Genomic DNA, 14,716 nt, shown 5'->3' with positions numbered 1-14,716 from the left:
GAACTTACTTCTTCACTTCAGGAAGAACAATATTCAAAATAAGGGCAGCGATACCACCAGTGGCAACGCCTGAACTGAAGATATTACGGAACAATTCAGGAAGATGTTCAAGGATTTGTGGTACTTGTGCAACACCTAGACCCAATGCCAATGAAATCGCAATGATTAATAGTGCGCGGCGGTCTAAATGAATGCCTGACAAAATATTAATACCAGAGGCAGCCACAGCACCGAACATCACCATCACAGCACCACCAAGCACGGCTTGTGGAACCGCCTGAATGACACCTGCTACAGCAGGAAGTAAGCCTAAAATAACCAATAAGGCAGCAATCCAAATGCCTACATAGCGGCTTGCAACACCTGTTAACTGAATAACACCGTTGTTTTGCGCAAATACAGAACTTGGGAACGTGTTAAAGATACCGGCAAGGAATGAGTTTGCACCATTCACCAATACACCACCTTTAATACGCTTCATCCATTCAGGGCCATCTACAGCTTGATTTGAAAGCTTAGAAGTCGCGGTAATATCGCCAATCGCTTCCAAAGATGTCACAAGGTAGATAAATGCCATTGGAATAAACAAGCTCCAAGAGAAGCTTAAGCCAAAGTGCATCGGTGTTGGAATTTGAACCAGTGGCGCATCTTTTAAACCATCAAAGTTTAAATGACCCATAAAGCCTGCAAGGATGTAACCCACGACTAAGGCAATTAGGATGGCAGAACTTTTTACCCATGTAATACGCACACGGTTCAATAAAATGATCAGTGCCAAAACGGTACATGACATGATGAGGTTGTCTGCATTGGCAAATGTTTTATCGCCCATGGCTTGATAACCACCACCCATGCTGATCAGGCCTTCTTTAATTAAAGTCAGACCAATCAATAACACCACGATACCTGTTACCAATGGAGTGATCAGTTTTTTCACCCACGGTAAGATCCGTGACACACCCATTTCAATGAATGAACCCGCGATCACCACACCAAAGATAGATGCCATCACTGCTTCTACAGGTGTACCTGCCGCAACCATTGCAGAACCAATACCGATAATAGGACCAATAAAGTTAAAGCTGGTTCCTTGTACAATCAGGAGACCTGCACCAAATGGACCGACTTTTTTACATTGTAAAAAGGTTGCGATACCAGAGATCACCAATGACATCGACAGAATCATATTGGTGTCTTCTTTTGACACACCAAGTGCCAAACAGATCAGCAGACCCGGCGTCACAATTGGGACAATAATGGCCAATAAATGTTGGAACGCAGCGAGAAAAGCAATAAAAGGTTTTGGTCGATCATTCAATCCATAGACTAAATCGAGTTGATCTTTTGCTTCGGGAGATTGGTTTAAATCAGACATGCGGCACTGAAAATTAAGGCTAGGTGGCGCTATTCTAATCTGTTTACACAGCTTAACAAAACCAAAAGCGTGCCAGTCGTCAAAAAAAATGCGATTGTCAATAAACTGTCACTACTAAAATCTATATTTTTTCTGTATAATTTGCCCTCAAACTTTAGGCGTATCGAATTCACATGTCAGATATTAAAACTCTCCGTAACATTGCCATCATCGCGCACGTCGACCATGGTAAAACTACTCTTGTAGACAAACTTTTACAGCAATCAGGTGCTCTTGGCGATCGCGCAGGCGAGATCGAACGTGTAATGGATTCGGGCGCTATTGAAAGCGAACGTGGTATTACCATTCTTGCAAAAAACACTGCAATCAAATGGTTAGACAAACGTACTGATACTGAATACCGTATCAATATCGTGGACACCCCGGGACACGCCGACTTCGGTGGTGAAGTAGAACGTGTAATGTCAATGGTCGACTGCGTACTTCTTCTTGTTGACTCTCAAGAAGGCCCAATGCCACAAACTCGTTTTGTAACGCAAAAAGCGTTCGCACGTGGTTTGAAACCAATCGTAATTATTAACAAAGTGGACAAGCCAAACGCTCGTCCAGACTGGGTAATTGACCAAGTATTTGATTTGTTCGACAACCTTGGTGGTTCTGACGAACAGTTAGACTTCCCAGTTGTATATGCTTCAGGTCTTCGTGGTGTGGCTGGTCCATCTCCAGAAGAACTTGCTGAAGACATGACTCCATTGTTCGAAACAATTGTAGACATCGTTGAACCACCAGCGGTTGACGTTGACGGTCCATTCCAAATGCAAGTGTCTTCACTTGACTATAACAGCTTCGTAGGTGTTATCGGTGTTGGTCGTATTCAACGTGGTTCAGTGAAATTAAACACTCCTGTAACTGTAATTGACAAAGACGGTAAAACACGTAACGGTCGTATCTTAAAAATCATGGGTTACCATGGTTTAGAGCGTATCGATGTTGAATCAGCTTCTGCTGGTGACATTGTTTGTGTAACGGGTATTGATGAACTTCATATCTCTGACACAATCTGTGATCCAAAAGCAGTTGAAGCTTTACCTGCACTTTCTGTAGACGAACCTACTGTATCGATGACTTTCCAAGTAAACAACTCACCGTTTGCTGGTAAAGAAGGTAAATTCGTAACTTCACGTAATATCCGTGAACGTCTAGATCGCGAATTGATTCACAACGTAGCATTACGTGTTGAAGATACTGACAGTCCTGACCGTTTCAAAGTATCTGGTCGTGGTGAGCTTCACCTTTCAGTTCTTATTGAAAACATGCGTCGTGAAGGCTTCGAAATGGGCGTATCTCGTCCACAAGTAATCATCAAAGAAATTGATGGTGAAAAACAAGAGCCATACGAAAACGTAACGTTTGACGTTGAAGAGCAGCACCAAGGCGCTGTAATGGAACAAATGGGTCACCGTAAAGGTGAAATGACCAATATGGAAGTTGACGGTAAAGGCCGTATCCGTATTGAAGCAACAGTTCCTTCACGTGGTTTGATTGGTTTCCGTTCTGAATTCTTAACTATGACTTCAGGTACAGGTATCATGACTTCAAGCTTCTCGCACTACGGTCCTATGAAACAAGGTACTGTTGCGAAACGTCAAAATGGTGTGTTGATTTCTATGGTTCAAGGTACTTGCTTGGGCTATGCACTATTCAGCTTACAAGACCGTGGCCGTCTATTCGCTAAACCTCAGTTAGAAGTTTATGAAGGTATGATCGTTGGTATTAACTCGCGTTCAGACGACATGACTGTTAACCCAACTAAAGCGAAACAGTTAACTAACGTACGTGCTTCTGGTACTGATGATGCGTTGACTCTTGTTCCGCACATTGAATTTACGCTTGAACAAGCGCTTGAATTTATTGAAGACGACGAATTAGTTGAAGTAACGCCTAAGTCAATCCGTATCCGTAAACGCTGGTTGACTGAAAACGAACGTAAACGTAACCGTAACGTTTAATTTTACAGTTTCAAAAAAACCGCTGACTTAGGTTAGCGGTTTTTTTATGCATGGGCGTTTTGAATAAAAATGCAAAAATTGAATGACTTTATTCATTTAATTCGACATGCATAATTTTGATAAATCCTTTTTCATAGAATGTATTACCAAAATCAAAAATGTTTTGTGTGAATTTTTATACATGGCATTTAGAATCTAATATAAACCAAGTAAATTAGGTGGAAATAGTTATACAGATATAATGTATACTTCGTCACAAAATTAAAGCTGAAAAAATTTCTGGAGATCACATGAGTATTATTCAAGAATTTAGAGAATTTGCCGTAAAAGGCAACGTGATGGACTTGGCTGTAGGTGTCATCATTGGTGGTGCTTTCGGTAAAATCATCGATTCAATGGTAAAAGACATTATCATGCCTTTTATTTCTTGGATCCTTGGTGGTGACGTTGATTATTCAAATTGGTTCTTAGTATTGGGCGATAACCCAAACAATTTAACCACGCTAAAAGCAGCACAGGATGCAGGCCTTAATGTTTTGGCTTACGGTAACTTCTTAACTATCTTAATCAACTTCTTGCTTTTGGCATGGGTCGTATTCTGGTTAGTGAAATTGATGAACAAATTGCGCCGTCAAAAAGTTGAAGAGCCAGCTCCAGAGGCGACTCCAGAAGATATCGAATTACTTCGTGAAATTCGTGATGAATTAAAACGTAAAGGTTAATCCTTTAGCAGTGAAAACGGCGCTTAAAGCGCCGTTTTTTATTGTGAATTTTGTTGAGGCGCCATTTTCATAAACTTAGGTTCTGATGTCGAAAAAACAATGCCATTTCGAATGCCTGTAAATACTTCATTTGCTTCTTCAGGTGATTCGGGTGCGCAGGCTTGTTGACCTAATATAAATAAGACTAAAGGGTGATTTTTGGATAATTTGCTAATTTGCTGTATCGCATCATACCATTTTGATTCATCGTTACGATTCCCATCTAAATCTAGTGCCAACTGGACTTCACCATGAGGGTTCATATCTTGATCATCATATAATGCTTGGATAAGTGCATGCTTTCGTTCACCTCGAATGATTGTAAAATCTGTTGTATCGACAGTGCCAAGACGAAAATAGTTGTAATAGCCCAATGGAATGTCCTTTGTTTATTATTAAGTAGAATTGATTTAGTGCAATGTTATCTGGTTGCTATGATTTATATTATATGATTGAAAACCGCCAGCCAATGTTCTGAACGATTGAAAAAAATACTGGGATTATGTGCTTTAAGATGAAAAGCACATATTCGCGATATACTCGTTATAGCATGTTCAATGTGGGTGCTATGTTACATCCGAAACTTAATTTCTAATAAATGCCAGCCAAATTGGCTTTTGATCGGACCATGCAGTTCACGTTCAGGTAGGGTAAATACCGCTTTATCAATTGGGCCAACCAACTGGCCTTTTTTAATGTCGCCAAGCTCGCCGCCTTTTTTACCCGAAGGACATGTCGAATGCTGCTTCGCAATTTTGGCAAAGTCCGCACCGCCTTTGATTTTCTTTTTCAGTTGCTCACATAGTTCTTTATCTTTGACTAATATGTGGCGAACAATCGCAGACTTCATGCTTTATTTCCTTTCAGAGTTTTCTTAGTCTGCATTTTAACCTTTTTTAAAGGCTGGCACTCAGGGCAAAACACCGATGCACGTTGTCCCAGTTTGATATTTTGCAACGTGGTTTCACAGTTGATGCACATTTCACCGGCACGTCCGTAGGCGAGCAGGGTTTGCTGGAAATAACCATTTTCACCCATCGCATTGCTGTAATCGCGTAAAGTTGAACCGCCTAAATCAATCGCCTGTTTTAAAATGCGTTTGATTTCGATGACCATTTTTTCAACTTGTTCAAAACTCAAACTCGATGCAGGCTGCGCAGGGTGTATGCCGAGGTTAAATAAGCTTTCCGTTGCATAAATATTGCCGACTCCGACCACGATATGATTGTCCATGATCGATACTTTGATACCGGTCTGCTTATTTTTAAATTTTTGGAATAAGTATTCAGCATTAAACGCATCACTCAGCGGTTCAGGGCCAAGCGTGTCAATCAGTTTGCTTCGAGACGATGCATCTAACCATAAAATACAGCCAAAACGGCGTGGATCGTGATAGCGCAATTGCATATCTTCAAAATGAATCACCAGATGATCATGCTTGCGTAATGCTTCATGACCTTCACAAATCCGAAAACTGCCAGACATGCCCAAATGCCACAACATGCTGTCCTGTTCAAATTCAGCCAAAATATATTTTGATCGACGGCTGAGCTGAAGCAGCTTTTGTCCGGCGAGTTTTTGAATGTCGTCAGGAATTGGCCAACGCAGACTCGACTGAAAAACCTCAACTTTGAGAACCTTTTCATTCAATAATGGCAATAAACTGGTTTTAGTGGTTTCTACTTCTGGTAATTCAGGCATAAAGGTCGAAGCAATGGGTCATTCAAGTTATGCATACTATTGGGTCTAGCCCTACAGAATGCAAGTTTCATCGCGGTCTGAGGAATGCATGAACAGGTTATTGATTATTAATTGTGAGAATAATAAACCAATAAGTCACGATGATGAGTTTAAGCAAGCGATCAGAATTTTAAAATTTAATTTTTTAAAAAATATAAGATATTGAAAAATAAAAACTAAAAATATTCCATAACAATAGATTTATTTAAAATCACTTATTAATAAATTAAAGTTTTGTGAATGATAAAAATAATGCTGAGATAGAACGTGAAAAATTATGTAATTTTTGTGACATTAGATTTCAAGCCTTAAGGCTTGTCTAGGGACTCTCTCCAGATTTAGGTTTTACCATGAAAAAATACAGTCTAGCTCTTCTACCTGCATTTGTTGCAGCAGCCATGACACATGTTCACGCCGCAGAAGCATTCGATACTAAAGGTCAGTACATGCTCGGGGATTGGGATGGTAAACGTACCGAACTTGCACAACAAGGTGTGAAGTTTGAGGCCAATATTGCTGCTGATGCTGCCTATCTTGCCGATGGTGGTCGTAATCCGGGACATTCAGCAACGGTAGCTAGCCAATTGTGGTTAGGTACACAGCTTGATATGGAAAAACTCGCAGGTTGGGATGGCGTGACTGTGCGTGCCGTGATGACTGCACGTCAAGGTCAAAGTACCTCAGTTCGTGATTTGCAAGGAGATGTTCATCAATTAGCAAATGCACAAGCCAATTTTGGTCGTGGTAATCAGAAAACTCGCTTATCTGAACTGTCTATTGAAAAGCAATTTAAACAGCAAGGCTTAAGCATTAAAGCAGGCCGTTTAGGTTTGGGCATGGACTTTAACGTGATGGGCTGTGACTTTGCCAGTACTGCGTTTTGCGCTGCGCAAATGGGTAAATGGCAAGGCAATATTTGGATGAATACCCCAGTTTCACAGTGGGGCGCACGTGTGAAGCAAGAGCTTAGCCCAGAACTTGCTGTACAAGCGGGTGTGTATGAATACAACCCTGAAAATGCTTTGGAACGCCATGGTTGGAATTTGGATACCGATGATGCCGATGGTGTAACTATTCCTGTAGAAATCATTTGGACACCAAAATCATTGGTCAATGGCTTACCGGGGAGCTACCGCTTTGGTGCGATGTACAACACCGCAGATAATGTCAAAAATCAAAAAGACATTATTTCGGGCGAAGCAGAAGATCGTACCTTTGGTGGTTGGGTCGCGATTGAGCAACAGTTAACGTCTACAGGTGAAGGCAAACGTGGTTTGCATAGCTTTGCCAATTTTACTTGGCATGATCGTGTCACCACAAAAGTTGATAACTCACAGCAGTTGGGTTTGAAATACATTGGATTGGCCGATCGTTTACCAAACGATATGGTTGGCTTGGGCGTGAACCGTGTGCATGTCAATGATCGACTTTCTGCTGAGAAATTTGATGCAAGTGCAGAATATAATGTCGAGTTGAACTATAGCCATAACCCGACGAAATGGTTGATGATTCGTCCAAGTTTACAATATGTGATTAACCCAGGCTCAACAAATCGAGTTGATGATGCTTTCCTAATTGGTTTAAGCTCTAAGGTAATCTTCTAATGTTAAAATAGGTGCTCTATGCAAAGTAAATTTAACGTCACATCATTTAAGACACATTTACTTTGCCTGACGGCATGTATTAGCCAACAGCTGTATGCAGAAACAGGTTCTACGGAACCTGTTTTACTTCCTGAGATTACCATTGAAGCACCACGAACCAATACCACGTGGTTAAAAACACCTGCATCGGTATACCGTGTACAGCAGGCTGAAAATAATAACAATACGGGTGTAAATCTGTCCGAAACCTTAAAAGGTGTGCCCGGCCTGCAACTGAATAACCGTGAAAACTACGCACAAGACTTGCAACTGTCTATGCGAGGTTTTGGCGCACGTTCAACATTTGGTGTGCGTGGTATCCGTTTATATGTTGATGGAATCCCTGCGACCATGCCGGATGGTCAGGGACAGACGTCAAATATCGATATGAGTAGCTTAAATCATATCGAGGTATTGGGCGGGCCATTTTCCTCTTTATATGGTAACTCTTCGGGTGGGGCGATTTTAACAACGACCAAGCAAGGTACTGGAAAAGACTCCATCGAACTCGGCTATTCAGGCGGCAGTCATAATAAAAGCCGTGCTGATATTGTGCTGCAAGGTGGCTCAGAACAGGCCAATGAACCTAGCTATGTTGTGAGTTCTTCTTATTTTGAAACCGATGGCTACCGTGATCATAGTGCTGCAAATAAGGTACTCAGCAATGCAAAACTGACGTGGGATTTGGATGATGGTTCCAAGGTCAATTGGATTGTGAATCATGTGGATATCAATGCCGATGATCCACAAGGTCTGAATCGGGAGCAATTGCGTCAAAATCCGAAACAAGTTAATGATGCCAATAATACCTATGATGTACGTAAGGAAATTAGCCAAACTCAAACTGGGTTGACGTGGAAAAAACCATTGAATGAGCAGCATGAACTCAATGCAATGGTGTATATGGGGCAACGTGATGTGGTGCAGTATCAGTCCATCCCCAAAAATCCACAAAATAATGCGCGCCATGCAGGTGGTGTGATTGATTTTAGCCGTGATTATTATGGAACAGATATTCGCTGGACAGGCAAAGACCTTTTGCCGAATACGCGTTTTACTGCAGGCCTTGCCTTTGATTATATGGATGAAGACCGTAAGGGCTATGAAAATTTTGATGCCAATGGAAATTTTGGCAAGAATGGCAATATTCGTCGAAATGAAAATAACACCTTGTGGAATTTAGATCCCTATGTCCAAGCTTCGTGGAATTTTTTACCCAATTGGACTTTAGATACAGGGCTACGATATAGCAATGTTCATTATGAATCTGACGATAAATATGTCGTGGGTTTAAATAAGGATGACAGCGGTAAAACCGACTATGACAAAGTTTTACCTTCAGCAGCATTAAGTTGGAATATTGCGCCTCAACTGAATGCCTATGCCAGTTATGCCAAAGGTTTTGAAACACCGACCTTTACAGAAATGGCCTATTCTAAAGATGACGGTATGAATTTTGATTTAAAACCGGCCAGTAGCGATAACTACGAGCTTGGGCTTAAATCACAAAATGCATTGGGGAATTTCACTGCAGCGGTGTTCCAAAGCAAAACTCAAGATGACATCGTCTCTGCAGGAAGTATCAATGGTCGTGCAACCTATAAAAATGCCGATAAAACCTTACGTGAAGGTGTGGAGCTTTCGTGGAATAAACAGCTATGGCGAGATTTAAGCGCGCAAGCAAGTTACAGTTATATCGATGCCACTTTTGATGCCGCAATTCCTGACAGTGATGTCGTCAAAGGCACCTATATTCCGGGTATTGCCAAAAACCAAGCGTTTGCCGCACTGAATTGGCTGCCAGATATTGGCTTTAATGCCGGCCTAGATGTTCGCTATATGGATAAAGTCTATGTCGATGATGCCAACAGTGATGCTGCGTCGAGCTATACCGTGGTTTCTGCCAACGCAGGTTATGTGTGGAAACAAGCAGATTGGAAAGTTAAAACCTATGTACGTGCAGATAATTTGTTTGATGAAAACTATGTCGGTTCAGTGATCGTCAATGATGGAAACGGACGCTTCTTTGAACCAGCGGATGGTTTGAATTGGAGTGCAGGATTAAGTGTGACCAAAGCCTTCTAAAAGGAGAGTGATGTGGCGTTGTTATTTCAACCAATTCAGTTTGGAACATTGGGGCTGACTAATCGAATCGTGATTGCACCCATGTGTCAATATTCTGCCAATGAGCAAGGGGAGTTAAGCTATTGGCATGAGCAACAATGGGCGAATTATGCCTTGTCAGGTGCCGGACTATGTATCATCGAGGCAACGGCTGTACAGGCAGAGGGGCGCATTAGCTATGCGGACCTCGGCCTTTGGAATGATATGCAACGCGCACAGATGAAGGCACTATTGGCCAAGGTGAAATCACTTTCACCTATGCCATTTGCTATCCAGTTGGCACATGCAGGGCGTAAGGCATCGACAGATAAACCGTGGGCAGGACGTGGACAATTACCCCCAGATCATCCTCAAGGATGGCAAACTGTTTCAGCCAGTGATTTGCCCTTTAATGTCACAGATCATGCACCCCATGCTTTAAGTCGAGATGAAATCCAGCAGATCATTCAAGACTTTGCCGATTCAGCAAAACGCGCGGTAGATGCAGGCTTTGACTTAATTGAGCTACATGCTGCACATGGTTATTTACTGCATCAATTTATGTCACCATTGTCGAATCAACGTAGCGATGAATATGGTGGCAGTTTGGAAAATCGCATTCGTCTAACCCTTGAAGTGTTCCAAGCCATGAAAAATGCCGTGCCTGAAGATTATCCAATAGGGGTACGTATTTCCGCAACTGATTGGATGGAATATACTGAAGCACCGAGTTGGGATCTAGACTCGGCTGTTGGTTTGTCAAAAGCGCTTGCACAACTAGGCACAGCCTATATTCATGTTTCTAGTGGCGGCTTAGATGTTGCGCAAAAAATTCAATTACAAGCCAGTTATCAAGTGCCTTTTGCTGAAGCCATTAAGCAAGCCGTTCAGGTTCCCGTAATTGCTGTGGGTTTAATTACCGAAGCAATGCAAGCCGAAGGCATCTTACAATATGGCATGGCAGATGCGATTGGTCTTGCTCGTGCAATTCAATATGACCCGCGTTGGCCATGGCATGCTGCTGCAGAACTCGGTGAAAATTTAAAAATTTCTCCGCAGTACTTACGCTGTCAGCCGCATGCACAAAGAAGTCAATTTACGGCTTTCTAATTATCAAAATTTATAGCGGTCCGATCTACACTCTTAGGTTGAGGGTGTGGATGGAAGAGTCTATTACACAGGATATTTCGTATGGTCTTTGAGGTGATTGGTCCAATCTTTTTTCTTTTGGCCTTGGGATATCTGTCTGTAAAATGCAGTTTATTGAGTAAAGAACAGGTCGGAACCATTGGTGCATTTGTGATTAAGATTGCACTGCCGGCTTTGTTTTTTCAGTCATTAGCTTCTAAAGATTTGCATCAAATTTGGTATCCCGGCTATTTCTTTGTTTATACCGGAGTCACGTTTTTACTGTATGGCATGGCCTATTGGCTATTGTCGACACATTTTAAAAATAATATGTCGCAAACAGCAGTACTGTCACTAGGCGCTGGCATGTCAAATACAGGCTTAATTGGCACTGCAGTGCTAAGCTTGTTGGTCGGTCAAAATGCGATGACCTATACCTCACTGATCGTCATTATTGAAAGTGTGCTACTGATTCCAACGGTGCTGGTCCTTGCACATTTAGGAAGTTCACAGCAAAAAGCCAATATTGGCGACATCATCAAAAATACCTTAATGACCCTGTTAAAAAATCCACTCTTTGCAGGGGTAATGCTAGGGATTGGGTTTGCAATTTTCCAAATCCGTTTGCCTCATCAAATCAATGATGTACTGGCGATGTTAGGTCAAACGGCTTCACCACTGGCGCTGTTTGCAATTGGTGGTGGGATTGTCGGTATGAGCTTAAAGTATGTGAATGCTCAGAGCTTCTATTTGGTGATTTCAAGCAACTTGGTGATGCCTTTACTGACTTATTTGGGCTTACGCTATTTGACTGATGTCAGCCAAGAGATGTTATATGCAGGGACGATTATTGCCGCATTACCGATGCCGACGATTTTTGCCATGCTAGGACAAGTTTATGGCTTAAATGAAAAGACCTTAACGCCTTTGTTGATGAGTACCATCTTGGGCTTTGTCGTAACAGGTGTATTAATCAGTCTGTGGTGGGCGTGATTTTGATCAGCTCAAGATTTTCTTTGTCCCATGAAAAAGCCCTGCATATGCAGGGCTTTTTTTAATGCTTAATTAACTCTTTTTCGCATTGGCTTTAGGTGCTTTGGCTTGTTCAGCGATCATTTTATCCACGGTTGCCAAAGATTCTTTGGCTTGCGGAATATTTTCTTTGGCTAATGCGCTAAATATTTTTTTAGCTTCAGGCAAATTTTGCGGGATGATATTGCCATTTACAAACATATTGCCCACTGCCATCAATGCAGGGACATAACCTTTTTTCGCTAACTCTTGAATGCTATTTAGACCTTGTTGAATAGGCTTTTCATTTTTAGCTTTAAAGCCGGCACTGATGTCATAAAGCGCTTTGGCATGAATCGCAGGGTAGTTGCCTTTTTTAATCAGCGGATCAAGTTTACTGAGTGCCAATTTATCTGACTCAGGTTTATTTTCTGCAAAAAGTAAAATGGCATAGTCGATGGAGGCATCGTCAAAACCTGCCGAAGATGCGCGTTCTAAATATTGTTTGGCCTTGTTGGTATCTTGTTTTAAGCCCAGCGTGCCCGTTGCATAATTTTTACCTAACACATAGTTAGCAACTGGGTAGCCTTTGGCTGCAGCCTGTTCATAGAGTTGGATGGCTTTTTTCTCATCCTTCGCTACGCCTTGACCTGTTTGAGTAAGATAGCCCAAATTATAAGTGGCCTGAGCATTACCTTTTGCTGCAAGCTTGCTCAGTGTTTGGTAGGCGCCATTCATATCTTTGGCCTTGACCATGGCTTCCACTTTAGCAAATTCAGGATCGACGGCATCTGTTTTGGTTTCAGCAAAAGCCAATTGAGTGCTCATTGCTAAAATGCTTGCGAATAGGATTTTTTTCATCTTTAAACCTTTTATAAATCATACACATAATTCCGTTTATGTGTTTTGGTGGTTATTTTTGTCGGTTTTTACATCATAGGTAGATTTACGTAAATGTAAAGTGAGGAATTGTGATTTAAAGCGTTTTTATAAAATAATGTTGATTGCCCTTAGCGTTTTAAATGCCATGACTTTATTGCATCAAAAGCCTTTGCAAAAAAGCAGGACTCTGATTTAATCGCGCATTGTTATTTTCTCTGAGGCAGCGCGATGTTTATTAAAGGCATTAAACGCAATTACGATAAAATCAATGCAGATGAATCGATTGCAGATGAAGATAAAATTGATGCGCTTTTGATGAAACTGGGCGCAGAGTTTTTAGTCAGTAAAGAGGATCGTGTTTATATTTTCAAAAAAGGCGATTTAGAAGCTAAATTTGATGCCAAACATGCGCGCGCCAATCATTTTAAAGAATATGTATGCAAAGACATGAATAAGTTGTTTCATGGATTTTGATTAAAATCATGATTTAAAAACAAAGACGTGAGGGGGAATACAGTTCCTCCTTATTTTTGACTGTTGTGTACTGCACCAGCGTATATGATTTAAAAAACCTTAATTTTCAAAATTATAATATTTTCTAAAAATATAAATTGAATAAAATAGATACAAGGCGTCTATGATGAATACAGATATACATGATTCATTGAGATGTATTTAAATATGATAAAAATAAGTGCCATCTTGATCCTTAGTTTCGTTTGTTCAATGACCAGTTGGGCTCAACAACCCAAGCTTGTACCTCATCCAATCCATTTAAAAAATGGCAAGCAGTTTTCATTAAATTTGCCTGCAAATTTCGAGATCATTCCTGCTGCTGAAGGTCTCAAACGGGTACGCTTTTTTTCGCAAGCGCCTGATCGCAGAATGTTTGTCACGGATATGTATGATCTAACAGATAATAAAAAAGGTACTGTATATATATTGGATGATTGGAATGCTGACACCGGTAAATTTGGCAAAATCATTCCTTATCTGACCGGTTTGAGAAATCCAAATTCAGTTCAGTTTTATACCGATGCTCAAGGACAGGATTGGCTCTATTTGGCGGAAACGGACCAACTGACACGGCAAAAATTTAGTAGAGGAGAAACTCAGCCTTCGAGTAAGGCTGAAGTTTTAGCGACATTTCCTGATTATGGTTTGAGTTATAAATACGGCGGTTGGCATCTGACGCGGACGATTGCTATCGGTGGAAATGGAAAAGTTTATGTGTCGGTTGGTTCGAGTTGTAACGCCTGTGTAGAAAAAGAAAAAGTGCGAGCATCCGTCATCGAGATGAATCCTGATGGTTCAGAGCAACGGGTGTATGCGGCAGGTTTGCGTAATGCTGTTGGGCTAAAATGGATCGGTAGATTTCTATTTGCGACCAATCAAGGTTCTGATCATTTGGGAAGTAAAAAACCAGATGAAACTTTTTATGCGCTAAAACAGGATGTCGATTATGGTTGGCCCGCATGTTATGCATGGCAGGGAAAAGTCTTGGCGGACTCTAAATTTAAACGTGCATCTGGCTGTAAAAATGTTCCATCGCCCTATGCTTATTTCCCTTCGCATTCCTCAGCACTGGGTTTTGATTATTTTGATCATCCAGACACAGATGACACCATCAAAAATTCTTTTTTAGTGGCCTTGCATGGCTCTACCGAAGAAGCGATTGGCCATGGCTATCAAATTGCAATTATGCGTAAAGGACAAAAACTTGAAACCTTTATGAATGGCTTTTTAGTCGGGAAAACGGTAATTGGGCGACCTGCTGATATTTATAAGATCGATGAAAAATCTTTTTATTTTTCGGATGATCGGGCAGGGGTAATTTAGTAAGCGTCCGCTGAACACACCTTATGAATTCATCCTATAAGCCTTAATTTAGTCCCCACTTAGAAACAAGTGGGGACTTAAATTTATGACTACAAATCATCAGACATCCATCGCATCTCTTGCGAAAAAACGAAGAACATACAGTGCTGAATTTAAACAGCAGATCGTTCAGGCTTGTAAAGCACCGGACGTTTCAATTGCTTCAGTCGCTTTGCAACATGGATT

At 41.3% G+C, this 14,716-nt stretch carries 14 protein-coding genes; 9 read left to right on the top strand and 5 right to left on the bottom strand.

Going from position 1 to position 14,716, the window contains the following annotated elements; all coding sequences use genetic code 11:
• Window positions 1-4: 4 nt before the first annotated feature.
• On the bottom strand, window positions 5-1,375 hold the full coding sequence (locus tag FTT98_RS08105; protein WP_078191151.1) for a uracil-xanthine permease family protein: 1,371 nt from the start codon (window positions 1,373-1,375) through the stop codon (window positions 5-7).
• 173 nt (window positions 1,376-1,548) lie between these two features.
• Between FTT98_RS08105 and typA the strand changes: the two genes are divergently transcribed.
• Window positions 1,549-3,384 carry a translational GTPase TypA gene (typA, locus tag FTT98_RS08100; protein WP_180042196.1) on the top strand — a complete coding sequence of 612 codons (1,836 nt, stop codon included), beginning with the start codon at window positions 1,549-1,551 and terminating at the stop codon, window positions 3,382-3,384.
• A gap of 290 nt (window positions 3,385-3,674) precedes the next feature.
• The gene (mscL, locus tag FTT98_RS08095) at window positions 3,675-4,106 is read left to right on the top strand and encodes a large conductance mechanosensitive channel protein MscL (protein ID WP_078192339.1); all 432 of its coding nucleotides are present in this window, start codon (window positions 3,675-3,677) and stop codon (window positions 4,104-4,106) included.
• 38 nt (window positions 4,107-4,144) lie between these two features.
• On the opposite strand, the gene FTT98_RS08090 is transcribed toward mscL, so the two are convergent.
• The 3 genes from FTT98_RS08090 to mutM all read right to left on the bottom strand — a co-directional run bounded on the left by FTT98_RS08090 (window position 4,145) and on the right by mutM (window position 5,846).
• On the bottom strand, window positions 4,145-4,519 hold the full coding sequence (locus FTT98_RS08090) for a hypothetical protein (RefSeq protein WP_180042194.1): 375 nt from the start codon (window positions 4,517-4,519) through the stop codon (window positions 4,145-4,147).
• A 197-nt stretch (window positions 4,520-4,716) separates the two neighbouring features.
• Complete coding sequence (locus FTT98_RS08085) at window positions 4,717-4,995, bottom strand: peptidylprolyl isomerase (RefSeq protein WP_078192338.1); 279 nt, start codon at window positions 4,993-4,995, stop codon at window positions 4,717-4,719.
• Entirely contained in the window at window positions 4,992-5,846 is an 855-nt protein-coding gene (mutM, locus tag FTT98_RS08080; RefSeq protein ID WP_180042192.1) for a bifunctional DNA-formamidopyrimidine glycosylase/DNA-(apurinic or apyrimidinic site) lyase, read from the bottom strand. The genes FTT98_RS08085 and mutM overlap by 4 nt, the downstream gene beginning before the upstream one ends.
• A gap of 389 nt (window positions 5,847-6,235) precedes the next feature.
• On the opposite strand from mutM, the gene FTT98_RS08075 reads away from it, so the two are divergent.
• The 4 genes from FTT98_RS08075 to FTT98_RS08060 all read left to right on the top strand — a co-directional run bounded on the left by FTT98_RS08075 (window position 6,236) and on the right by FTT98_RS08060 (window position 11,752).
• Entirely contained in the window at window positions 6,236-7,489 is a 1,254-nt protein-coding gene (locus tag FTT98_RS08075) for a carbohydrate porin (protein WP_180042218.1), read from the top strand.
• Between the two features lie 18 nt (window positions 7,490-7,507).
• Window positions 7,508-9,613, top strand: a complete 2,106-nt coding sequence (locus FTT98_RS08070) for a TonB-dependent receptor (protein ID WP_180026894.1) — start codon at window positions 7,508-7,510, stop codon at window positions 9,611-9,613.
• Between the two features lie 12 nt (window positions 9,614-9,625).
• Window positions 9,626-10,741: an NADH:flavin oxidoreductase/NADH oxidase gene (locus tag FTT98_RS08065; protein WP_180042216.1), complete on the top strand. Its 1,116-nt coding sequence runs from the start codon at window positions 9,626-9,628 to the stop codon at window positions 10,739-10,741.
• 81 nt (window positions 10,742-10,822) lie between these two features.
• Window positions 10,823-11,752, top strand: coding sequence for an AEC family transporter (locus tag FTT98_RS08060; RefSeq protein ID WP_180042214.1), 930 nt, complete (start codon window positions 10,823-10,825; stop codon window positions 11,750-11,752).
• A gap of 72 nt (window positions 11,753-11,824) precedes the next feature.
• Here FTT98_RS08060 and FTT98_RS08055 read toward each other — a convergent pair whose 3' ends face one another.
• A complete protein-coding gene (locus FTT98_RS08055; protein ID WP_180042212.1) occupies window positions 11,825-12,631 on the bottom strand; it encodes a tetratricopeptide repeat protein in 807 nt (268 codons plus the stop codon).
• Between the two features lie 249 nt (window positions 12,632-12,880).
• Here FTT98_RS08055 and FTT98_RS08050 point away from each other — a divergent pair, with 249 nt between their 5' ends.
• The 3 genes from FTT98_RS08050 to FTT98_RS08040 all read left to right on the top strand — a co-directional run.
• Window positions 12,881-13,126: a hypothetical protein gene (locus FTT98_RS08050; RefSeq protein ID WP_180042210.1), complete on the top strand. Its 246-nt coding sequence runs from the start codon at window positions 12,881-12,883 to the stop codon at window positions 13,124-13,126.
• Between the two features lie 207 nt (window positions 13,127-13,333).
• The gene (locus FTT98_RS08045) at window positions 13,334-14,491 is read left to right on the top strand and encodes a sorbosone dehydrogenase family protein (protein ID WP_180042208.1); all 1,158 of its coding nucleotides are present in this window, start codon (window positions 13,334-13,336) and stop codon (window positions 14,489-14,491) included.
• 85 nt (window positions 14,492-14,576) lie between these two features.
• Window positions 14,577-14,716, top strand: a 140-nt coding sequence (locus tag FTT98_RS08040; protein ID WP_151760684.1) for a transposase, incomplete at its 3' end; no start/stop codon positions are given.

It is taken from the genome of Acinetobacter sp. YH12039 (assembly GCF_013420015.1).
Taxonomy (GTDB): Bacteria; Pseudomonadota; Gammaproteobacteria; order Pseudomonadales; family Moraxellaceae; genus Acinetobacter; species Acinetobacter amyesii.
This window is presented reverse-complemented; position numbering and strand designations above follow the sequence as displayed.